General features: G+C 59.8%; 19 protein-coding genes. 3 read left to right on the top strand and 16 right to left on the bottom strand.

The genetic code is table 11. From position 1 onward, the window contains the following. Window positions 1-63: 63 nt before the first annotated feature. The 3 genes from F8N62_RS05380 to plsB all read right to left on the bottom strand — a co-directional run bounded on the left by F8N62_RS05380 (window position 64) and on the right by plsB (window position 3,863). Window positions 64-753 carry a DUF4197 domain-containing protein gene (locus tag F8N62_RS05380; RefSeq protein WP_150709976.1) on the bottom strand — a complete coding sequence of 230 codons (690 nt, stop codon included), beginning with the start codon at window positions 751-753 and terminating at the stop codon, window positions 64-66. Window positions 754-793: 40 nt separating this feature from the next. Then, window positions 794-1,192, bottom strand: coding sequence for a YbaY family lipoprotein (locus F8N62_RS05375; RefSeq protein WP_150709975.1), 399 nt, complete (start codon window positions 1,190-1,192; stop codon window positions 794-796). Between the two features lie 169 nt (window positions 1,193-1,361). Next, the gene (gene plsB / locus F8N62_RS05370; RefSeq protein WP_150709974.1) at window positions 1,362-3,863 is read right to left on the bottom strand and encodes a glycerol-3-phosphate 1-O-acyltransferase PlsB; all 2,502 of its coding nucleotides are present in this window, start codon (window positions 3,861-3,863) and stop codon (window positions 1,362-1,364) included. A 166-nt stretch (window positions 3,864-4,029) separates the two neighbouring features. Here plsB and F8N62_RS05365 point away from each other — a divergent pair, with 166 nt between their 5' ends. Beyond that, window positions 4,030-4,239: a cold-shock protein gene (locus tag F8N62_RS05365; RefSeq protein WP_010462862.1), complete on the top strand. Its 210-nt coding sequence runs from the start codon at window positions 4,030-4,032 to the stop codon at window positions 4,237-4,239. Window positions 4,240-4,373: 134 nt separating this feature from the next. Here the strand turns inward: F8N62_RS05365 and F8N62_RS05360 are convergent, their stop codons facing one another. The 4 genes from F8N62_RS05360 to F8N62_RS05345 all read right to left on the bottom strand — a co-directional run bounded on the left by F8N62_RS05360 (window position 4,374) and on the right by F8N62_RS05345 (window position 9,570). Then, window positions 4,374-4,751 (bottom strand): hypothetical protein, encoded by a 378-nt coding sequence (locus F8N62_RS05360; RefSeq protein WP_150709973.1) that lies wholly within the window; start codon window positions 4,749-4,751, stop codon window positions 4,374-4,376. 95 nt (window positions 4,752-4,846) lie between these two features. Beyond that, complete coding sequence (locus F8N62_RS05355; protein ID WP_150709972.1) at window positions 4,847-5,656, bottom strand: putative RNA methyltransferase; 810 nt, start codon at window positions 5,654-5,656, stop codon at window positions 4,847-4,849. Beyond that, window positions 5,656-6,807 carry a succinyl-diaminopimelate desuccinylase gene (dapE, locus tag F8N62_RS05350; protein ID WP_150709971.1) on the bottom strand — a complete coding sequence of 384 codons (1,152 nt, stop codon included), beginning with the start codon at window positions 6,805-6,807 and terminating at the stop codon, window positions 5,656-5,658. The genes F8N62_RS05355 and dapE overlap by 1 nt, the downstream gene beginning before the upstream one ends. Window positions 6,808-6,981: 174 nt before the next feature. After that, the gene (locus F8N62_RS05345) at window positions 6,982-9,570 is read right to left on the bottom strand and encodes a glycosyltransferase (RefSeq protein ID WP_150709970.1); all 2,589 of its coding nucleotides are present in this window, start codon (window positions 9,568-9,570) and stop codon (window positions 6,982-6,984) included. 212 nt (window positions 9,571-9,782) lie between these two features. Here F8N62_RS05345 and tcdA point away from each other — a divergent pair, with 212 nt between their 5' ends. Beyond that, window positions 9,783-10,595, top strand: a complete 813-nt coding sequence (gene tcdA / locus F8N62_RS05340; RefSeq protein ID WP_150709969.1) for a tRNA cyclic N6-threonylcarbamoyladenosine(37) synthase TcdA — start codon at window positions 9,783-9,785, stop codon at window positions 10,593-10,595. A 78-nt stretch (window positions 10,596-10,673) separates the two neighbouring features. Here tcdA and F8N62_RS05335 read toward each other — a convergent pair whose 3' ends face one another. From F8N62_RS05335 to F8N62_RS05320, 4 genes are all read right to left on the bottom strand, one after another. Continuing rightward, window positions 10,674-11,081 (bottom strand): SufE family protein, encoded by a 408-nt coding sequence (locus tag F8N62_RS05335; RefSeq protein ID WP_150709968.1) that lies wholly within the window; start codon window positions 11,079-11,081, stop codon window positions 10,674-10,676. Further along, a complete protein-coding gene (locus tag F8N62_RS05330) occupies window positions 11,078-12,283 on the bottom strand; it encodes an aminotransferase class V-fold PLP-dependent enzyme (protein ID WP_150709967.1) in 1,206 nt (401 codons plus the stop codon). The genes F8N62_RS05335 and F8N62_RS05330 overlap by 4 nt, the downstream gene beginning before the upstream one ends. A gap of 208 nt (window positions 12,284-12,491) precedes the next feature. Next, window positions 12,492-13,526, bottom strand: a complete 1,035-nt coding sequence (gene dapD / locus F8N62_RS05325) for a 2,3,4,5-tetrahydropyridine-2,6-dicarboxylate N-succinyltransferase (protein ID WP_150709966.1) — start codon at window positions 13,524-13,526, stop codon at window positions 12,492-12,494. A gap of 33 nt (window positions 13,527-13,559) precedes the next feature. After that, window positions 13,560-13,922 (bottom strand): ArsC family reductase, encoded by a 363-nt coding sequence (locus F8N62_RS05320; RefSeq protein ID WP_150709965.1) that lies wholly within the window; start codon window positions 13,920-13,922, stop codon window positions 13,560-13,562. A 279-nt stretch (window positions 13,923-14,201) separates the two neighbouring features. On the opposite strand from F8N62_RS05320, the gene F8N62_RS05315 reads away from it, so the two are divergent. Further along, entirely contained in the window at window positions 14,202-15,833 is a 1,632-nt protein-coding gene (locus tag F8N62_RS05315; protein ID WP_150709964.1) for a Na+/H+ antiporter, read from the top strand. A 66-nt stretch (window positions 15,834-15,899) separates the two neighbouring features. Here the strand turns inward: F8N62_RS05315 and F8N62_RS05310 are convergent, their stop codons facing one another. The 5 genes from F8N62_RS05310 to map form a co-directional block, all read right to left on the bottom strand. Continuing rightward, entirely contained in the window at window positions 15,900-16,655 is a 756-nt protein-coding gene (locus tag F8N62_RS05310; protein ID WP_150709963.1) for a hypothetical protein, read from the bottom strand. 36 nt (window positions 16,656-16,691) lie between these two features. Continuing rightward, window positions 16,692-17,417, bottom strand: a complete 726-nt coding sequence (locus tag F8N62_RS05305) for a M12 family metallopeptidase (RefSeq protein WP_150709962.1) — start codon at window positions 17,415-17,417, stop codon at window positions 16,692-16,694. Window positions 17,418-17,577: 160 nt separating this feature from the next. Next, complete coding sequence (gene dapC, locus F8N62_RS05300) at window positions 17,578-18,777, bottom strand: succinyldiaminopimelate transaminase (RefSeq protein ID WP_150709961.1); 1,200 nt, start codon at window positions 18,775-18,777, stop codon at window positions 17,578-17,580. Window positions 18,778-18,928: 151 nt separating this feature from the next. After that, window positions 18,929-21,631, bottom strand: coding sequence for a [protein-PII] uridylyltransferase (locus tag F8N62_RS05295; protein WP_150709960.1), 2,703 nt, complete (start codon window positions 21,629-21,631; stop codon window positions 18,929-18,931). A 45-nt stretch (window positions 21,632-21,676) separates the two neighbouring features. After that, window positions 21,677-22,459, bottom strand: a complete 783-nt coding sequence (gene map, locus F8N62_RS05290; protein ID WP_150709959.1) for a type I methionyl aminopeptidase — start codon at window positions 22,457-22,459, stop codon at window positions 21,677-21,679. Window positions 22,460-22,679 lie beyond the last annotated feature (220 nt).

Raw genomic sequence — 22,679 nt, 5'->3', positions numbered from 1 at the left:
TAAAAGATCAAAAGATCAAAAGATCAAAAGATCGCAGCCTGCGGCAGCTCCTACGGATGATCGTTAGAGCGTGCCAAACACCTTCTTCGCCAGACTGGTCGCGGCCGCTGCGGGGTTCTGGCGGATGGTTTCTTCCTGTTTGCCGATCATCTCGAACAGGCCGTTCAGCGCCTGTTCGGTCACGTAGCTTTCGATGTTGGCGCTTTTCGCATCCAGCACGCCGAGGGTTGCGGCCTGGCCGGCGAACGAGTTGTATTGTTTGGCCAGGCCGACCTGGTCGGTGGCTTGCTTGACGATGGGCAGGAACTTGACGCGGATCTGTTCGCGGCTTGTTTTGCTCAAGTATTGCGTGGCCGAATCATTGCCGCCGCTGAGAATCCCTTTGGCATCCTCCACGCTCATTTTCTTCACCGCGTCCACGAGGATCGGCTGGGCCTGAGTGACGGCGGCTTCCGCCGCTTTGTTCATGCTGGTTTCCAGTTGATCGACCTGGGCGCCCATGCCGAAGGCTTTCATCTTGCTGGCAACCTTGCCCAGTTTGCCCGGCAGCTCGATTTTCACGTCCGGGTTGTTGCTGAACCCGCCCGGTGTGCCGAGTTGTTTAACAGCCAGTTGCGCACCTTGGGTCAGTGCGTCCTTGAGGCCGCCGGTGGCGTCTTTTTGCGACAAGTCACCGAGCGACAGCGCCAGGGCGCTGGCAGACATCATCAAGCCTGCACACAGGCCGGCGAAGCGAAGGGTAGGGCGGAACATGGTGATTTCCTTGTTCGAAAAAAGTTGTGCAAAAAAACAATCAGCGGGCCGCATCGACGCGGATTTTCAGCGGCTGCGGATCGCTGCCATCCAGCTGCACGGCGTGATGTTCGGTGGTGATGAACATCAGCTGGCCATCCACTTCGATGCGCGCGCTGACGGAATAGCGATGACCCGGTTTGACCTGCGCGGGATCGTAACTCAAGTGGAATGGCAGCGGCACCTGGCCTTTGACGGGGCCTTTTTGCTCGGCAAGCACCACGGCGGGGGCGTCGGCCAAAGAGACGTCCTGCAAACTGACGCTCAAGGTCGCGGTCGATGGCAGGGCGATGCGTTGCAGGTAGAAGACTTCGCCGTCGAGGCTGGTTTTGGCGGCAGGTTGCATTGACTGACAGGCACCCAGCAACGCGGTAATGGCCAACAGAGAGAGCTTTTTCATCGTACATCTCCAATCATTGTGGGAGCGAGCCTGTGTGGCGAGGGAGCTTGTCGGAACGCCGCACCGTCCCGCTCGGCTGCAAAGCAGTCGCAAAGCTTTTGGGGCCGCTTCGCAGCCCAGCGGGAGCAAGCTCCCTCGCCACACAGGCTCGCTCCCACTGGTTTTTGCATCAAGTCTCGGGTTGAGAGGCGACCAGATCCGCCGCATCTTCACTGCGATGCAACGCCACCTGACGAATCGACAAGCGAATTTCCGCCGGCAACACCCTCTTCGCGGCCCCTTCAGCAAGATCGCCCAACAGGTCGTGATAACTCAGCTTGCCGGCTTCGTCACGCTTGAGCACGTCGAGGTCGAGCAGGGTCTGGATAAAGTGGCGGAACAGGCTCTTGTCAAAAAACTCCGGGGCGTTCAGGCCATGCAGGATCGACAGGCGCTGGGCCATGACCGTGCACAGGTCTTCGAGTTCTTCGGCGCTGATGCTGTTCTGGCCGCTGTTGAGCAGCAGGGAAACAGTCATGTAGAAGCGCTGTAGCGTTTGGGCGATGCTTTTCGACAGCAAGGTCAGCAGCACGAAATGTCGCGAGCTGGGCGCCGGACGCAGGAACACCTCGTTCTCGAAGCGCAACAGGCCTTGCTCGACGAACGCTTCGAGCCATTGATCGACCACCGCATCCAGCTCGTCCAGCGACCAGCGAATGAACAGCTCCGATTGCAGGTACGGATACAGCGCGCGGGTATAGCGCAGGATTTGTTCGCGGCTCATGCGCGAGGCGCTCTGGAAGAAACTCGCGAGCAACGCCGGCAGGGCGAAAATGTGTAGCACGTTATTGCGGTAATAGGTCATGAGGACGGCGTTCTGCTCGTCCAGGTAGAGGATTTTGCCCAGCGCATCGCTTTGCTCGGACAGCAGATCCATGTCCTTCACATGCTCGATCAGCGCGCGGCCGTCACCTTCCGGCAACGTCGTGTGCGGGGAATACGGAACCTTGCGCAGCAGCGCCAGATACAGATCCAGCACCCGCGCCATGGCCCGATCGTCCAGTGCCAGGCGACTGGTGGACAGCAGCGCCAGCGCCACCAGATTGACCGGGTTGATCGCTGCGGCTTCGTTGAGATGCTGCGCAACTTTTTCGCCCAGTCGATTGGTGGTTTCGTTGAGCCACGCCGGTTTGAACTGCGGGCCATGCTCCTGCTGGCGCCAGTCGGGCTGCTCGCTGTCGAGGAATTCCGCCAGTTTGATCGGCTCGCCGAAGTTCACCGCCACCTGACCGAAACGCTGCTTGAGCGCGCCGATGACTTTGAAGATGTCGAAGATCGACTCTTTCTTCTTGCTCGCGCCACGCAATTCGCCGAGGTAGGTCCGGCCTTCGAGCACGCGCTCGTAGCCGATGTACACCGGCACGAACACGATCGGCATGCGCGAGGAGCGCAGGAAGCTGCGCAGGGTGATTGCGAGCATCCCGGTTTTCGGTTGCAGCATGCGCCCGGTGCGCGAGCGGCCGCCCTCGACGAAATACTCGACCGGAAAACCTTTGGTGAACAAGGTGTGCAGGTATTCGTTGAACACCGAGGTGTATAGCGGATTGCCCTTGAACGTGCGGCGCATGAAAAACGCGCCGCCCCGGCGCAGCAGGCTGCCGATCACCGGCATGTTGAGGTTGATCCCGGCGGCGATGTGCGGCGGGGTCAGGCCGTTGCGAAACAGCAGATAGGACAGCAGCAGGTAGTCGATGTGGCTGCGATGGCAGGGCACATAAATCACTTCATGACCCTGAGCGACGTTCTGCACGCCTTCGATGTGGTTGACCTTGATCCCGTCGTAGATCTTGTTCCAGAACCAGCTCAGCACCACTTCCAGAAAACGGATCGCGGTGTAGGTGTAGTCCGAGGCGATCTCGTTGCCGTAGCGCAACGCCTGGGCCTTGGCTTTCTCCGGGGAGATGTTCTCGCGCTCGGCTTCGTCGAGGATCGCCTGCTTGACCAGCGGCTGATTGAGCAGGCCTTTGACCAGGTTGCGACGGTGGGAAATGTCCGGGCCGATGACCGCGGCTTTGAGGTTGCGAAAATGCACCCGCAGAATGCGCTGGGCCATGCGCACGGTGCGCTCGTGGCCCTTGTTGTGCTCGATCAGTTCGCGCAAGTGGATCGGTGCGGAGAACTGCACGCGGGTTTTGCGCCCCAGCACGATGATGCTCAGCAATCGCCGCAGACGCCCGGTGACCGCCCAGCTGTCGGCGAAGAGCAGTTTCCACGGGCTTGATTCACTGTCTGGCGACTGACCCCAGAACACGCTGACCGGAATGATCTGCGCGTCTTCGGCGGCATTCTGGGTGAGGGCGCTGACCAGACGGGTCAGCGTCGGCGGCGCGCCGCGTTTGTCCTGACGCCCGAGCCAGTCGGGGTCGGGGGTCAGGTAAAAGAACGCGGCGGGTTCCAGCAGATTGCCTACGGACACCGGTAATACCGGGCGCGGCAGCCCGGCCTTGGTGCATTCGGTATCGACCACGGCGAGGTCGGTCAATGAAGGGTTTTGCAGGACGTAGAACACCGGACGACTGCGGTCGAGGTTGAGGGTGAACGACGACTGATTGATTGTCTCCGAGCGAACCCAGAGGTAGAGCAGTCGGCGCAGGGTGCCAAACACAAGACGGCGGAACGGGGAACGGGTCATACGGCTTCTGCATGAAGGGATAAAACCGAGCAGGTGCTCGGGCGCCCGGTAGTGTGCCGTATTCGTCGAAAATCGGCAAAAAAGCGCTTAAGTAAAGTTGTATTGAGTGTTTGCATGCCTGTCATATACTCGGCCGCTCAACAATAAGAACAAGGGGTGACGATTCATGGCAACGCGCGAAACCGGCAATGTGAAGTGGTTCAACGACGCCAAGGGCTACGGCTTTATTCAACGCGAGGACGGGGTGGACGTGTTCGTGCACTACCGCGCCATTCGCGGTGAAGGGCATCGCTCACTGGCTGAGGGGCAGCAGGTCGAATATGCGGTGGTGACGGGGGAGAAGGGGTTGCAGGCTGAGGATGTGGTGGGGTTGTAAACCCGTTTCATGCCTCACACCAAACAACTGTGGGAGCGAGCTTGCTCGCGATTGCGGTGTGTCAGCCAAGTTGATGTCGACTGACAAGACCCCATCGCGAGCAAGCTCGCTCCCACAGGTTTTGTGTATCGTCTTTAAGCGGTTTTCCAGATGATCTCTTCTTCGCCATCGGCGCTGATGCGCATCCAGCGGTCCGCGGTCTCTTCACCTTCTTCCTCGACCCAGCTTCCCGGTGCGCAACGCACTTCGACGTTCAGCGCAGCAAACGCAGCGCGGGCGCAGGCGATGTCGTCTTCCCACGGAGTCTGGTCACTTTCCAGGTACAGGCTGTTCCACTTTCCTACGGCTTTCGGCAGCCAGGTCACCGGCACGTTGCCGGCCTTGCACTTGTAGGTCTGGCCTTTCTGAACCCAGTCGGTGCAAGGGCCCAACGCTTCGCCGAGCCAGGCCGCAACAGCCTTGTAATCGACGTCGGCGTCTTTCAGGTAAATCTCGATATCGGGTTGGCGCATGGATGTCCTCACTGCGGGTCTGAAAAATCCATTCGCGGATTTAGCCGGCGTCGAGCTGTTGCTCGAGACCAAAAATTAAGAGTGCTCTCTATCAACTACTGCAGTACGAAATAATCGTAGCGCATTGAAACAGTGACTTCGAAGGGTTCGACCTGGTCGATGACCGCCGCCCGGCGTTCTGCACTGGCGCGCCAGCCGTGGGGCGTCATGGCCAACAGGTTGGCGCGATCCTGACCGCTGACAAGCGTCAGTTTGAACTCCAGGGTTTCGCTGTGTTGCAGCGCCATGCCTTGTGGTACCAGCGCCAAGTGCTTGTCGTCGGTGTACTCACGGACTTCATCGTACAGGCGTTCGCGCAATTCCATCAGGTGGCCGCTGGTCGGCCCGACTTTCATCAAGCCGCCGCCGACGCTGAGCAAGCGCTTGGCTTCTTCCCAATCCAGCGGGCTGAACACACTGGCGAGAAACTGGCAGCTGCCCGACGCCAACGGCACTCGCGCCATGCTGGCGATCAACCAGGTCAGCTGCGGGTTGCGTTTGCAGGCGCGCTTGACCGCTTCCCGGGAAATATCCAGCGCGTAACCCTCGGCGTTCGGCAGGGCCTCGGCGATTTGCGCGGTGTAATAACCCTCGCCACAACCGATGTCGAGCCAGCGCTGGGGTGCGTATTCGGTCGCCAGCTCCGCCAGGCGCTTGGCCACTGGCGCGTAATGACCAGCGTTCAGAAAGTCGCGACGGGCTTCGACCATCGCCAGGTTATCCCCAGGGTCGCGACTGTTTTTGTGCTGCACCGGCAACAGGTTCAGGTAACCCTGGCGCGCACGGTCGAAGCGATGCCCGGCGGGGCAGGCCACGCCGTTGTCCACCGCGTTCAGCGGTTCGCTGCAGATCGGGCAGGCGAGCATCAGGCGAGCAACTTGATCAGGGTCTGGTAGTAGATTTCGGTCAGCACGTCGAGATCTGCAGCCAGGACCCGCTCGTTGACCTGGTGAATCGTCGCGTTGACCGGGCCCAGTTCAACCACTTGTGTACCCATGGTCGCGATGAAGCGCCCGTCGGAGGTGCCGCCACTGGTGGAGGCTTTGGTCTCGCGACCGGTGATGTCCTTGATGCTTGACGCCACGGCATCCAGCAAGGCGCCCGGCTCGGTAAGGAACGGCAGGCCGGACAGCGCCCAGTCGATGTGCCAGTCCAGGCCATGCTTGTCGAGAATATCGGCGACGCGCTTTTGCAGGCCTTCGACGGTGGACTCGGTGGAGAAGCGGAAGTTGAACACCGCCACCAGATCGCCCGGGATCACGTTGGTCGCGCCCGTGCCGGAATTCACGTTGGAAATCTGGAAACTGGTCGGCGGGAAGAAATCGTTGCCGTGGTCCCAATGCTCGGCGGCCAGTTCGGCCAGTGCCGGGGCGGCCAGGTGGATCGGGTTCTTCGCGAGGTGCGGATAGGCCACATGGCCCTGTACACCGTGTACGGTCAGCCGGGCGCCGAGGGAACCGCGACGGCCGTTCTTGACCACATCGCCCACCAGCGTGGTGCTCGACGGTTCGCCGACGATGCACCAGTCCAGACGCTCTTTACGCGCGGCGAGGCGCTCAATCACAGCCTTGGTGCCGTGATGCGCCGGGCCTTCTTCGTCGCTGGTGATCAGGAAGGCGACCTTGCCCTTGTGATCGGGGTAGTCGGCGACGAAGCGTTCGGCAGCCACGGTCATGGACGCGAGGCTGCCCTTCATGTCCGCCGCGCCACGGCCGCAGAGCATGCCGTGTTCGTCGATCAGCGCGTTGAACGGGTCGATCTGCCAGGCGGTCACCGGACCGGTCGGCACCACGTCGGTGTGACCGGCAAAGCACAGCACCGGACCGTCGTGTTTGCCGTGGGTCGCCCAGAAGTTATCCACATCCTCGATGCGCATCGGCTCGAGTTGGAAACCGGCATCGCCCAGGCGCTGCATCATCTGCTTCTGGCAATCGGCGTCGACCGGCGTCACAGACGGACGGCGGATCAGGTCGATGGCAAGTTGAAGGGTCGGCGAAAGGTCGGCGTGGGCCGTCATGAAAAAACTCCGGAGTGCGCACGGTAAACCTGTAGGAACTGCCGAAGGCTGCGATCTCTCGATCTTCAAGATCAAAAGATCGCAGCCTTCGGCAGCTCCTACAGTGGAAAGGGCGATCATTCTAAAGCAAAACGGCGACCCGAAGGCCGCCGTTTAACGTTATCCAAATACAGACTATGCGGTTGCCGTTTCCGCCTCGACCACCGGTTTGGGCAGCGAAGACAGGAACGCCATGATCAGCGCCGCCAGGTACGGCAGCGATTGCACCAGCAACATGGTCACCCAGAAACGGATGTCGTTGCTCGGCAGGCCCTGCACCAGGCAGATCCCGCCCGCCGCGCCCCACAACAGCAGCATGATGAACACCTCTTCACGGGCCTCCGAAATCGCCACCCAGAAACCGTGGTTATCGGCGTTTTTCGGCGTGCGGAAGAACGGAATGCTGCTGGTGAAGAAGCCGTACAGCACCGCTTTGGCGATGGTGTGCGACAACGCCAGTCCGGCGAGAGCCGCGCAAAACGCATCCTTGAGGTTCACGCCCACCGCGCGACGGTAGAGGAAGATGATCTTGCCGACCTTGAACACGAACAGCGCCAACGGCGGGATTGCGAAAATCAGCAACGGCGGATCGACCCGCTGCGGCACGATGATCATTGCCGCCGACCACAACAGTGCGCCGACCGTGAAGAAAATGTTCATGCCATCGGCAACCCACGGCAACCAGCCCGCGAGGAAGTGATAACGCTGGCCACGGGTCAGCTCGGTGTCCTTGCCGCGCAGCAAGCTGGCGGTGTGACGCTTGATGATCTGGATCGCACCGTAGGCCCAGCGGAACCGCTGTTTCTTGAAGTCGATAAAGGTATCGGGCATCAGGCCCTTGCCGTAGCTGGTGTGGTAATACGCCGCCGACAGCCCTTTCTCGAACACGCGCAGGCCCAACTCGGCGTCTTCGCAGATGCACCAGTCAGCCCAACCGAGTTCCTCGAGCACCGAACGCCGGGTCATGGTCATGGTGCCGTGCTGGATGATCGCATCACGGTCGTTCCGGGTGACCATGCCGATGTGGAAGAAACCTTTGTATTCGGCGTAGCAGAGCTTCTTGAAGGTGCTTTCGTTCTGGTCGCGATAATCCTGCGGCGACTGCACCACGGCAATTTTCGGATCGGCGAAGTGCGGCACCATGTGCTTGAGCCAGTTCGGGTCGACACAGTAATCCGAGTCGATCACCGCAATCACCTCGGCATCCTTGGCGGTGTGCGGAATCAGGTAATTCAGCGCGCCGCCCTTGAAACCGGCCAATGGCGCGACGTGGAAGAACTTGAAGCGCGGACCGAGGGTTTCGCAATAATCGCGAACCGGTTCCCAAACCGCCGGGTCCTTGGTGTTGTTGTCGATGATCAGGACTTCAAAGTCCGGATAGTCGAGGTTGGCCAGGGCATTGAGGGTCTGTTTGACCATCTCCGGTGGCTCGTTGTAACAAGGGACGTGTATGGAGACTTTCGGTCTGTAGTCCGAATCCCCAACCACCGGCAGGAATTCACGCCGACGCTTGTGAGTCCAGACTGCTTCCGCCAGTTCATGGGCCTCGGTCAGCAGTACGATAAACACCCCGAGTGCGCCGAGGGCGAGGAGAAACCCTACGGTCAAACTGAACCAGGTGCTGTATTGCTGGCTGTAGTCATAGCCGATCCACACCAGCACCGAACCGCAGAGGAACGCGATAAAGGTCAGGAAGGTGCGGCCGCGTTGGCGCAGGGCCGAGCCATCGATCATCAGCAGGGTCAGGGAGAGCAATGCCAGCACGACTGAGCCGATAGCCAGCACGCGCCATTGCGGGATCGCGACGACCGGGCCTTCGAAATTGAATTTCTGCTGGCGCGCGGCGTTGAACACGCCCCAGTACGCGCCCACCGAACCTTCGTCACTGGCCTTCCACGGCTGGTCGAAGGCTTCGATCACAAAGTAGTTGAAGCCTTGGCGGTTGAGCTTGTTGACCAGTGTGCGCAGGTAGATCGCCTGGTCCGCCGGGCTCGAATCGGTGCCGCCACGCATGCGCCCGTTGCTCGGCCAGCCAACCTCCGAGAGCAGCAGCGGTTTTTTCGGGAACATTTTTTTCAGGTCGCGGGCGCGGTCGAGAACGAACTGACCGGCCTTGTCCACCGGGATGAATTCCCAATACGGCAACACGTGCGCGGCAATCAGGTCGACGTGTTTGGCCAGTTCCGGATGCTCTTCCCAGACGTGCCACTGCTCGGACGTGGTCACCGGCACCTTCACGCCAGCACGGACGCGATCGAGGAGCACGCTGAGTTCAGCGGCGGTAATTTCCTTACGGAAGATCGCCTCGTTGCCTACAACTACGCGCACTACGCTGCGCGAGGAATTGGCAATTTCGATGGCGCGGGTGATTTCCCGCTCATTGCGCTCCAGGTCCGGGCTGATCCAGATACCCAGCGTCACCCGCAGGCCGAACTCTTCGGCCAGCTTGGGAATGTCCCCCAAGGTGCCATCGACCGAGTAAGTGCGGATGTTGTCCGTCAGCTTGCTCATGATCTCCAGATCGCGACGCATTTCATCGTCGGTCGGGTACTGCTCTTTCTGCGGGTACTGGCCTTGCTGGAACGGCGAGTACGAGAACCCGGAGATTTGCTCAGGCCAATTGGGGGCAGTGACCGGGCGATTGATCAGCGCCCAGAAGCCGGTAAACAAGGCTGCGATGGCGAGCACCACGACCAGGTTGAGTCCAAATTTACGCGATGACATAGCTATTTCGGGTTCCAAAGGCTGTGGAACGAAGGAACGGTCGGCAGTTCGCCAAGGGGCGCGCATCCTACACCGGGCCTCCCTGACCGTACAGCGGACAGGGAAATGCCGGACGTTGGGCAATTCCGTTTCACATAAGTTCTTACACTTGTCGTATGTAGCTTAGATCTTGTGGCGGTGTGGCCCTATAATGCGCGCCGGTTTTTAGGGTAATGGTCATGAGCACAGAAGATCCGCGGTTTGCAGGCATCGCCCGTTTGTATGGCATCGAAGGGCTTGAGCGCCTGCGCGCGGCGCATGTGGCGATCGTCGGCGTCGGCGGCGTCGGTTCCTGGGCGGCCGAAGCCGTCGCCCGCTGCGGTGTTGGCGAGATTTCGCTGTTCGACCTGGATGACGTCTGCGTCAGCAACGCCAATCGCCAGTTGCATGCGCTGGACAGCACCGTCGGCAAACCCAAGGTCGAGGTGATGGCCGAGCGCCTGCGCGGAATCAACCCGGATTGCACCGTGCACGCGGTGGCCGATTTCGTTACCCGCGAGACCATGGCCGAATACATCACGCCAAACATCGACTGCGTGATCGACTGCATCGACAGCGTCAACGCCAAAGCGGCGCTGATCGCCTGGTGCAAGCGTCGCAAGATTCAGATCATCACCACCGGCGGGGCGGGCGGGCAGATCGATCCGACGCTGATTCAGGTCTGTGACTTGAACCGAACGTTCAACGATCCACTGGCCTCGAAAGTGCGCTCGACCCTGCGCCGTGATTACAACTTCTCCCGCACCGTCACCCGTCACTACAGCGTGCCGTGCGTGTTTTCGACCGAGCAGCTGCGTTACCCGAAACCGGATGGCAGCATTTGCCTGCAGAAGAGTTTTGTCGGCGATGGCGTGAAACTGGACTGCGCCGGCGGGTTTGGCGCGGTGATGATGGTTACAGCGACCTTCGGCATGGTCGCGGCGACCAAGGCTGTGGACAAGATTGTGGCGGGCGTTCGGCGCCCGGCAGACAAAATCAAAAGCTGACCCTCGTAGGAGCTGCCGAAGGCTGCGATCTTTTGATCTTGAGAATCGACATCAAAAGATCGCAGCCTTCGGCAGCTCCTACGCGTCGCTGAGGCTCCGCATCCGCTGTAACACGGCATTAAGGCCATTGCTGCGCGATGGCGACAGCTGCCGGCTTAATCCAAGCTGATCAAACCACCCCGGCAAATCTACCGCCTGCAACTCAACCGCCGACAACCCGTTCACCCGCGCCAACAACAACGCCACCAACCCGCGAATCATTCGCGCATCGCTGCTCGCGGTGAATTGCCAGAGACCGTCCTGCAACGCGGCCACCAGCCACACCTGACTTTCACAGCCATGCACACGGTTGGCGTCGACCTTGTCCACATCGCTCATCGCCGGCAGACGGTCACCCCATTGCATCAACAGTCGCGCCCGCTGTTCCCAGCCAGCGGCAGCCTGAAAGGTGTCGAGCGCGGTGACGGCATCAGCCGGAAGGTTCATCGCAGCAACTCCAGCGCCTGATCCAGCGCATCAAAGAAACGCTCCAGATCCTCGGAGTCGTTGTACAGCGCCAATGACACCCGAATTGCCCCGGCCAGTCCGAAGCTTTTCAGCAGGGGCATGGCGCAATGATGTCCGGCGCGCACGGCGATGCCCTGTTCTGTCAGCAGGTGCGCCAGATCGGCGTTATGCACACCCTCGATGACAAAACTGGCCAAGGCCAGTTGCGGGTTGCCCAGCAGCCGGATGCCGTTGCGCGCGTGCAGGCCTTTGAGCAAGTAATCATGCAGGGCGGCCTCGTGGACCGACACTGCGTCCTGATCGAGGCCGGCGAGGTAATCCAGCGTCGCACCGAGGCCAATCACGCTGGCAATCGGCGGCGTGCCGGCTTCAAACCCCAACGGGGCCGGGCGGAAGCGGGCGTGCTGGTAATCGGCATCCAGCACCATTTCGCCGCCGAACTGCCAGTGGCGCAGGTGCTGAAGTGCTTCGTTACGGCCGAACAACACACCCAGGCCGTCGGGGCCATACAGTTTGTGGCTGGAGAACACATAGAAATCGCAACCCAGCGCCTGCACGTCGTGCCGTCCATGGACCACGCCTTGAGCGCCATCGACCACGGTCAATGCGTCGTGAGCCTTGGCCATCGCCAGCAGTGCCGGCAAGGGTTGCCAGGCGCCGAGCACGTTGGACAGCTGGCTGACCGCCAGCAAGCGGGTCTGCGGGCCGATCATCGACGCGGCGGCATCGAGGTCGATCAAACCGTCGGTATCCAGCGGCAGAACCCGCAGTTTCAGCTGACGCCGGTGGGCCAGTTGCTGCCACGGCAGCAGGTTGGCGTGATGCTCCAAAGCGCTGATGACAATCTCATCGCCCGGATTGAATGAGTGTTCCAGGCCATAGGCCAGGAGGTTCAGCGCGGAGGTCGCGCCGTGCGTGAAGATGATCTGCCCGCAATCGCCGGCATTCAGCCAATGGGCGACTTTACTGCGGCTGTCTTCGAACGCCTGGGTGGCATGGGCGCCGGGCAAGTGCTGCGCCCGATGCACGTTGGCCGCGCCGTTAGCGTAGTAATGCGCCAGAGCGTCCAGCAGGGCTTGAGGTTTTTGCGTGGTGGCGGCGTTGTCCAGATAGGTCTGGTCTTGCCGTTGCAGGGCGGCGATGGCCGGGAAATCGGCGCGCCAGGGAGAGGGAATCATCATGCAATCGGGCCCTGGTGAAGTTACGCCTGACCCCCTGTGGGAGCGAGCCTTTGTGGTGAGGGGATTTATCCCCGTTCGGCTGCGCAGCAGTCGTAAAGCCAGCAAGCGCGGTGCATCTGACGTACCGCGCTTGCAGGCTTTAGGGCGCTGCGCGACCCAACGGGGATAAATCCCCTCGCCACAGGGGCTCCCACAGAGTCAACGTGGCTTAGTTGTGAGCGTGCAGCGCTTCGTTCAGTTCGATCGCCGATTTGTGGGTTTTGCATTCCACGGCACCGGTTTCCGAATTGCGACGGAACAGCAAGTCAGGCTGACCGGCCAGTTCACGCGCCTTCACGACTTTGACCAGCGTGTTGTGCTCGTCCAGCAGCGCGACTTTGGTGCCAGCGGTCACGTACAGGCCCGACTCAACGGTGTTGCGGTCGCCCAACGGAATACCGATACCGGCGTTGGCGCCGATCAGGCAGCCTTCGCCCACCTTGATCACGATGTTGCCGCCGCCCGACAGGGTGCCCATGGTCGAGCAACCGCCGCCCAGGTCCGAACCCTTGCCGACGAACACGCCAGCCGACACGCGACCTTCGATCATGCCCGGACCTTCGGTGCCAGCGTTGAAGTTGATGAAACCTTCGTGCATCACGGTGGTGCCTTCGCCCACGTAGGCGCCCAGGCGCAGACGTGCCGCATCAGCGATACGCACGCCGGCCGGGACCACGTAGTCGGTCATTTTCGGGAACTTGTCCACCGAGAACACTTCCAGCAGGTCGCCGCGCAGACGGGCTTCCAGTTGACGCTCGGCCAGTTCGGCCAGGTCGATCGCGCCCTGGCTGGTCCAAGCCACGTTCGGCAGCAGCGGGAACACGCCGGCCAGGTTCAGGCCGTGGGGCTTGACCAGACGATGGGACAACAGGTGCAACTTGAGGTAAGCCTCAGGGGTGGACGTCAGTGGCGCGTCTTCAGCCAGAATGGTCGCCACCAGCGGTTTGTGGCTCTCGGCGAGACGGGTCAGCAGGGCCGCCTGTGCCGCATCGACGCCTTTGACCGCTTCCGCCAGCTGCGAGGCCTGACCGTTGGTGAACGCGATGGCCTGATTGCCTTCGGTGTAGCCCAGTACCGGCGCGATGGCCGCGATCAATTCAGCCGATGGATTAAGCAGTGGCTGCGCGTAAAACACTTCCAGCCATGCGCCTTGACGATTTTGAGTGCCGACACCAAAGGCCAGGCTGAACGGGGTAGTAGACATGTAAATACCTCTAACAAAATTGAACGGGTAGGTTTACTTCAGCGCTGCTGCGTAGATATCTGGCTTGAAGCCAATCAGGGTTCGGTCACCGAGATCGAGCACCGGGCGCTTGATCATCGAGGGTTGTGCGAGCATCAGTTCGATGGCTTTCGGCTGGTCGAGATCGGCTTTGCGTTCGTCGTCGAGCTTGCGAAAGGTCGTGCCTGCACGGTTCAACACCACTTGCCAGCCGTGCTCGTCGCACCATTGGGTCAGGTGTTCACGGTCGATTCCGGCCGTTTTGTAATCATGAAAGTCATAACCAACAGCGTGTTCATCGAGCCAGGTGCGCGCCTTTTTCATGGTGTCGCAGGCTTTGATGCCGAAAAGGTGCAACGTTTTGCTTGAAACGGTCAAGGAATTGCCCCCTTTACAGGTGCTGGAAAAAAAAGGTGAAGGATTATGCCACGACCGTCCAGGTTGCGCGCATAACCTGTGGGAGCGAGCCTGCTCGCGAAGGCGCCGTCACATTCAACATCATTGTTGACTGAACCACCGGCTTCGCGAGCAGGCTCGCTCCCACAGGGGTTTTCTGGCTGGCTGTGACTATGTGCGACATTGGTGTAAAGGTCAGGCAGCAGTCTAAGCGACTAATATGGCACTTCAATGCTGTCGCTTGTCCGGGAACTTCGCTCTATGCAAACCGCTTACACCGTCCTGATCCTCTTGATGCTGGTCAGCGTTTCGCGCCTGGTCGGACGCGTGATCCCGCTGCCGTTGCCGCTGGTCCAAATCGCCGCCGGTGCCTTGCTTGCCTGGCCGACCTTGGGGCTGCACGTGGCGCTGGATCCCGAATTGTTTCTTTTTCTGTTCCTGCCGCCCCTGCTGTTTTCCGACGGCTGGCGCATGCCCAAGCGTGAGCTGTGGCGTTTGCGCGGCCCGATCCTGACGCTCGCCGTCGGCTTGGTGCTGTTCACTGTGGTCGGCGCCGGCTATTTCATCCATTGGTTGTTGCCGAGTATTCCGCTACCGGTGGCTTTTGCCCTGGCGGCGGTGTTGTCGCCGACGGATGCCGTGGCCGTGTCGGCGATTTCCCGCAACCGCTTGCCGACGCCGTTGATGCACATGCTGCAGGGCGAGGCACTGATGAATGATGCCTCGGGTCTGGTGACGTTCAAGTTCGCCTTGGCCGCGGCGATAACCGGGGTGTTTTCCCTGGCCAACGCCAGTGTGACGTTCGTGTTGGTGGCGGTCGGCGGCCTCGCGGTCGGTGTCGCGCTGAGCTGGCTGGTGGGGCGTCTGCGCTCGTGGATGATCGCGCGCGGCTGGGATGACCCGGCGACGCACGTTGTCTTCATGTTGCTGCTGCCGTTTGCGGCCTATGTGCTGGCCGAGCGCCTCGGGGCTTCGGGGATTCTGTCTGCCGTGGCGGCGGGCATGATGCAGAGCTGGCTCGACCTGCTGCCGCGCCAGACCAGCACCCGACTGCTCAACCGCAGCGTCTGGTCGCTGCTGGAATTTGCTTTCAACGGCCTGATCTTCCTGCTGCTGGGTTTGCAACTGCCGGACATCATCAAAGCCGTGGCCAGCCATGAAACCGCCTTGTGGCCGACACTGCTCTATCGTTGCCTCGACGTGGTGGCGATTTTCCTGGTGCTGTTGGTGTTGCGGTTCGTGTGGGTGCAGAGCATCTGGCGTTTGTCGGTTCTGCTGCGGCGCTTGCGCGGTAAAAGCCAGATGACCCAGGTACCGACGGCGCGATCCTGCTGGCTGCTGACTGTCGGCGGTGTGCGCGGGGCGGTGACGCTGGCGGGCGTGCTGTCGGTGCCGATATTGATCGGCGGTGAGGCCTTTCCCGAGCGTGATTTGCTGATATTCATCGCGGCCGGTGTGATTCTTCTGTCGTTGATTGCAGCGTGTGTGGCGCTGCCTCTGTTACTGCGCGGTATCGAAAAGAGCCCCGATGACAAGCGTCGCGGCGAAGTGCGCGATGCCTGGCGTAAAACCGCCGAGGCGGCGATTCACGCGTTAGAGATCGAAGAGGTCAATCCTCAGGACGCGGCTCAGGCGGCGATGGCCATTGAACTCAAGGCCCGGATCATGTCCGAATACCGCCATCAACTGGACGTGTTCAACGATTCGGCGGAAGCCCAGGCACTGGCGTTTCAGATGGATTTGCTGGAGCGCCGCTTACGCTTGAAAGCGTTAAAGGCGCAGCGCCTAGAGTTGTACAAGCTTAGCCGTCATCACCAAATTGGCGATGACGTATTGCGCGAGGTGTTGGGGGAGCTGGATTTAAGTGAAGCGAATCTGGGGCCCATCAAATAATCCGGGCCTTGGCTTTTCTCTCGGGGATATCCACAGCAATTGCCATCACGTGAATGGATGTTCAATTTACTGTTGTGCAGGAAAAGGATAAATCGCCGCCATGAATGCTTTGTCTTTTTCGCTTAAAACAAAGTTGAGGTCGATCTTGAAGTTGCCTTCGGTCCAGTCCTGGCGCACGGCGTAGTGCATGATCGACAGTGGATCGTAAGGTGAATAAGCAACTTCACTGGCATCGAGAAGATTGAAGTAGCGTTCGTCAACCATGCGTCGCGCGTCGTGGTCTTCATCTGCGTCCTCCGGCACTCCATGGTCCGCGTAGACTGCCTGTCGGTTCCAGGGAATGGTCGACTCGGGGTGCAGATGTTCATGTTCTGCACCCAATACGTGACCGAATTCGTGCAGGGTATTGGCATTGAAGAATTTCAAGGAAAGAGTGTGATCCGGTGAGAGTCGCATGGTCGGGAGGCTCTGATCGGTTTCGGTCAAGGCGTTGGTGCCGATGTAGGACCAGTAGATGCCTGCTTCACTCTTGATGCGGATATCACCTTCTGCGCCTCCTACGAATTCGAAATTCAGATTTACGTAGGGCTGCCAGATACTGACCGCTGCCTTGACAGCGTCCTTGAAACTTTGATCTCCGTTTAGAAATGCAATGCGTAAGGTTCGACCGGGTGCCCAGAAATAAGTGTGCTTGCCCGCTGCCCGCTTTTTGCGGCCGGTCACAGAGGTTTGCCGATTCGCCGGATTTTCAGCGATAGCAATGTCGTAAGAAGCTTGAATGTCTTCCGGTTTTTTGATGTGGCAACAAACTGCGCTAGTCATATATACGTCCGTGTAATGTTTTTTATGGGAGAGTTTTTACTTAGGATAGATTTTACGCATCAGTCTCCGATCGTTTTGACTGATGTGTTTGTTTTTTTCCACAAACCATTCGCCTGTAGTCAATTCGTTGGGAACTGCGTAATGCATTATTGATGTTGTGTCGTAGGGTGTAGTTCGAGTGTTTGTTGTTTCGAGTTTTCTGAATAAGTTGTGGTCGACCTCTTCTTTGGACCAGTTGTAGCGAGTCAGGTAATGGTAATAGACGAGGGGTTTGTTCCACGGGATATCGGCGTGCGGATGCTGGTGTTCATGTTCCAGTCCCAGTGCGTGTCCGAACTCATGCAACACGGCGCTTTCAAACCCCGGATGTGTAAGGTCGGTGCCGATGTTCATTGTGTTTTCGCCAGGCCCGCGCAGGGTGGCATCGGTGCCCACGGCCGAATAATTCAAAGGCGCTTCCATTGTGATTCTAATGTCGCCCTCGGCATCGTGTGCGAACTCCAGGCTCAGATTGATGGAAGGCTGCCATTGCTTGATAGCTTCCGTGGCCGCTTTACGGTGCGCATCGGAGGGAGGGTTAAGGAACGCGATTTTAAGGGTTCTATGGCTAGCCCAGAATTTGGTATGGGTGGCGACACCACGTTTTTGCCTGCCTGTGCTGGAAGCGTTTTGTTTGTTGGCAGTGCTTTCACTGATGGCAGCGTTATAAGAGGCTTGGCTATCAAAGTTGCTGATTATTTTGCAGGGGTGTGTGTCAGACATTATTGTTCTCCGTGTTAGAACTTTGAAGTTGTGGGTCAGGTAAGGTTCTGGTCGGAGGTTAGTTGGGTGTGCGGGCGGGCGTAAAGTTGGTATTCATTAGTGGTTGTTGCAAAGAGTTATTAATGCCTGCACTGCGTTGCGCAGTGCAGGCAAGTTCGAGTTACTTGCGGCGAATAATAAAACTGCGAATACGTTCTGCCGCTTCGACACATTCAGCCAGTGGCGCAACCAGCGCCAGGCGCACGCGGCCTGCGCCCGGGTTGAACCCATCGACTTCACGGGACAGGTAAGAGCCCGGCACCACGGTCACATGTTCTTCGACGAACAAGTCCCTGCAGAACGCCTCGTCATCTCCTTCAACATTCGGCCACAGGTAAAAACCGCCATCCGGACGCTGCACATCCATGACCGGGCTGAGGATTGCCAGCACCGCATCGTACTTCTCGCGGTACAAGTCACGGTTGGCCCGCACATGCGCTTCATCATTCCATGCGGCAACGCTTGCGAGTTGAGTCTGCACCGGCATCGCGCAGCCGTGATAAGTGCGATAGAGCAGGAAGCCTTTGAGGATCTCAGCGTCTCCGGCGACAAAACCCGAACGCAGGCCCGGCAGGTTGGAGCGCTTGGACAGGCTGTGGAACACCACGCAACGCTTGAAATCCTTGCGGCCCAGTTCCGCGCAGGCGCTGAGCAGTCCGGCCGGCGGGGTTTGCTCATCGAAGTACAGCTCGCTGTAGCATTCGTCGGCGGCGATCACGAAGTCATATTCGTCGGCGAGGGCGATCAGTTTCTTCAGGGTTTCGGACGGGATCAATGCGCCGGTCGGGTTGCCCGGAGAGCAGAGGAACAGTATCTGGCAGCGTTTCCAGATGTCCGGGGAAACGGCATCGAAATCCGGGTTGAAACCGTTCTCGTCCAGGCACGGCAGGTAATGCGGCTTGGCGCCGGCGAGGAACGCTGCGCCTTCGTAGATTTGATAAAACGGGTTTGGGCTGACCACCAGCGCGTCGTCGCCACGGTTGACCACGGTCTGGGTAAACGCGAACAGCGCCTCGCGGGTGCCATTCACCGGCAGCACGTTGCGCGCCGGGTCGAGCCAGCCGTTCGGGACGTTGAAACGGCGTTCGCACCACGCGGCGATGGCTTCACGCAGGGCCGGAATGCCCAGGGTAGTCGGGTAAACGGCCATCTGATCCAGGTTGCTTGCCAAGGCTTCGGCGACAAAGCCGGGTGAGCGGTGCTTCGGCTCGCCGATGGACAGCGCGATAGGTCGCTTGTCCGGGTTAGGTGTGACGCTGCCGAGCAGGGCGCGGAGCTTCTCGAACGGGTAGGGCTGGAGCTGGGTCAGAGCGTTGTTCATCGGTAGATCTCGTTCGGTGTGGGGCGACGCTGGTCCCTGTAGGAGCGAGCTTGCTCGCGATGGTCGTCAGCGCAAATGCGGGGCACCTGATGCCTCGCGGCGTTTGTTAGTTCATCGCGAGCAAGCTCGCTCCTACAAAGAGCCGGCCTGTTCAAATACTGATTCGCGACAATTTGATGTCCGGTTCCGCGCTGACGCTGAGCTGCTCGACAATTGCATCCTGCAAACGACTGCACAGCAGCGGGTCGGACAACGGATGGTTGTTGGCGTCGGTAATAAAGAAAACGTCTTCAACGCGTTCGCCGAGGGTCGCAATCTTGGCGTTTTGCAGCGACAGATCGAATTCGAGGAAAATCGTGCCGATCCGTGCCAGCAGGCCCGGGCGATCCGGGGCACTGAGTTCCAGCACCGTCACCGGGCGCTGGGCGTCGTTGTGAATGGTCACCTGGGGCGCAAACGCGAAATGCTTGAGCTGGCGCGGCACGCGTCGTTGGATGATCGTCGGGTAGTCGTCCGGGTTGCGCAGCGCTTCGGTCAGGCCTTCGCGGATCTGCTTGACCCGCGCCGGGTTATCGCCAATCGAGTCGCCGTCAGTATCGAGCACGATGTAGGTGTCGAGGGTGAACTGGCTGCTGGATGTGATGACCCGGGCGTCGTGAATGTTCAGATTGAGCTGGTCCATCGCGGCCACGGTCACGGCAAAGAAGTCGTGCTGATCCGGCGCGTAGATGAAGATCTGCGTGCCACCCTCGAATTCGCGCTGGGTGGTTTCCTTGATCAGTACCAACGGGCCGCCGTCGGCCGGCTGCTGCAGGATTGCGTCGGTGTGCCAGGCCACATCGCCGGCAGTGTGGCGCAGGAAATAGTCATCGCCCAATTGCGACCACAACTGTTCGACGTCATCCGGATCGGTGCCGCCGCGCACCAGAATATCGAGGGCGGCGCTCTGGGTCTGACGGATCTGCATTTCGCGATCCACCGGGTTTTCCAGGCCACGGCGCAACGCACGCTTGGTCTCGGTGTAGAGCTGGCGCAGCAGGCTGGCGCGCCAGGAATTCCACAGCGTCGGGTTGGTGGCGTTGATGTCGGCAACGGTCAGCACATACAGATAGTCGAGGCGGGTTTCGTCGCCGACGGCCTGGGCGAAATCGTGGATCACCTGCGGGTCGGACAAATCCTTGCGCTGTGCGGTGGTCGACATCACCAGATGGTTTTGTACCAGCCAGACGATCAGCCGGCTGTCCCACACGGGCAGTTGATGGCGCTGGCAAAACGCTTCGGCATCCACGGCGCCGATTTCCGAGTGATCGCCATGTCGCCCCTTGCCAATGTCGTGATACAGGCCGGCGAGGTAGATCAGCTCGGGTTTCGGCAGCTTGCCCATGAGCTTGCTGGCCAACGGGAATTTTTCCGACACTTGCGTGTACTGCAACTTACGCAGGTGTTTGATCAGGTTCAGGGTATGCGCGTCGACCGTGTAGATGTGGAACAGGTCGTGCTGCATTTGCCCGACGATAAAGCCGAACTCCGGCAGATAGCGCCCGAGAATGCCGTAACGGTTCATCCGTCGCAGGTTGCGGTGGATGCCGATCTTGCACTTGAACAGTTCGATGAACAGGCTGGTGTTGCGGATATCGTTGCGGAAATCGTCATCGATCAAGTGACGGTTTTCGCGCAGCAGACGAATGGTGTCGGCCCGCACACCCTTGATTTCCGGCTGCTGGGCCATCAGCACGAAAATTTCGAGCATGGCAAATGGCGTGCGGAGGAATACGTTGTCGTTGCGTGCCTCGATATAACCGTCGTGCAGCTGGAAACGCGAGTTGATCGGCTGCGGCGGCGCTTCATCTTCCGGCGCCAGGATCACTTCCTCGAAGTGCTGAATGATCAGATCGCTGAGTTGGGCGATGCTCATGACCACCCGGTAATACTGCTGCATGAAATTTTCGATGGCTTGCTTGGCGTCATCGCCCTCGAAACCGAGCAACGTCGCAATCGAACGCTGGTGATCGAACAGCAGGCGGTCTTCGGAACGGCCGGCGAGCATGTGCAGCGCGTAACGCACCTTCCACAGGAATTCCTGGGAGGAGGCCAGCAACGCGTTTTCGCTCTCGACCAGGAAACCTTCGCCGGCCAGCGCCCGCAGGTTCAACGTGCCGTACTCACGGCGGGCCACCCACAGAATCGTCTGAATATCCCGTAGTCCGCCGGGCGAGCCTTTGACGTTGGGTTCCAGGTTGTATTCGGTGTCGTTGTACTTGTGATGGCGGGCTTTCTGCTCGGCACGTTTGGCCAGGAAGAAATCCTTGCTCGGCCACATGTGCGCGGTGCTGGTGACTTCCAGCATGCGTTGGCGCAAGCGCTCGGGGCCGGCGATGGTGCGGCTTTCCATCAGGTTGGTGATCACCGTCAGGTCGGCGCGGGCCTCTACCGCGCATTCGTCGACCGAGCGAACGCTCTGACCGACTTCCAGGCCGATGTCCCACAACAGCGTCAGAAAACGCTCGATGGAATCGCGAAAGATCTCATGGTCGGCACTGTCCAGCAGGATCAGCAAGTCGATGTCGGAAAAGGGATGCAACTCGCCGCGACCGTAGCCGCCCACCGCCACCAGCGCGATGTCGGCGTCTTCACTCCAGTCGAACTGCTCCCAGGCCTTTTGCAGGATGTTGTCGACGAACCACGCACGATCCTCGATCAGCCGGCGAATCTCGCGGCCGCTGCGAAAGCGCCCGTCAAGCACCTCGCGCGCCTGGCGGATGGCCTTCTTGAAAGCCGCGATCGGGCTGGCCTTCAGGGCCAGTTCAGCCTGGAACTGGCCACGGTCGAAGAGTTCGGGATCCACCTGCGGCATCGATTGGCTTTCCTTTCTATAAGGCTGAGTGCAGTGCGGGCCGGATCAGGCCGAAACGCGCGGGATGGTGTCATCGCTGCGCAAGGTGAAGATCTCGTAGCCGGTGTCGGTCACTACCAAGGTGTGTTCCCACTGGGCCGACAGCTTGCGGTCCTTGGTAATCGCGGTCCAGCCGTCGCCCAACACCTTGGTGTCGGCCTTGCCCTGGTTGATCATCGGTTCGATGGTGAAGGTCATGCCGGCTTTCAGTTCCATGCCGGTGCCGGCACGGCCGTAGTGCAGGATCTGCGGCTCTTCGTGGAACACTTTGCCGATGCCGTGGCCGCAGAACTCGCGGACCACCGAGAACCCGTTCTTTTCGGCGTGCTTCTGGATCACTTCACCAATGTCGCCCAGGCGGCAGCCGGGTTTGACGATTTCGATGGCCTTGTACATGCATTCCTGAGTGATCTGCGACAGGCGCTCAGCCCAGACCGGCACTGTGCCGACGTGGAACATGCGGCTGGTGTCGCCGTGGTAACCGTCCTTGATGACGGTGATGTCGATGTTCAGCGTGTCGCCATCCTTCAACGGCTTCTCGTTCGGAATGCCGTGGCAGACCACATGGTTGATCGAGGTGCAGATCGACTTCGGGTAGCCCTTGTAGTTGAGCGGGGCAGGGATGGCCTGCTGCACGTTGACGATGTAGTCGTGGCAGATGCGGTCCAGCTCTTCGGTGGTGATGCCCGGCTTGACATGTTCGGCAATCATTTCCAGCACGTCGGCGGCCAGTTTGCCGGCGACACGCATTTTTGCGATGTCCTCCGGGGTTTTGAGGGTGACGGTCATACAGGCTCTCTCTGCGCTCGATGGCGCTCGCTAAAACGAAATGGGCGAGGTGCGATCAATGGTCGCCGCCCTGAAAAACGCGATTCTATCAGACGAACAGGGCAAATCTGAGCCTCTGTGCATCGCTTCTCTCTATAGATAGGCGCATCCTTGGGCGATTCCAAGGGCGCGAATGAAGGCGTGCTCCAGGAATTCAGAATTCGAGTTCCGTTTTTTGCAG

The sequence above is a fragment of the Pseudomonas fluorescens genome, from assembly GCF_902497785.1.
GTDB lineage: Bacteria > Pseudomonadota > Gammaproteobacteria > Pseudomonadales > Pseudomonadaceae > Aquipseudomonas > Aquipseudomonas fluorescens_BO.
The sequence above is the reverse complement of the archived record's forward strand: the minus strand, read 5'-3'. Positions and strand labels throughout refer to the sequence as shown.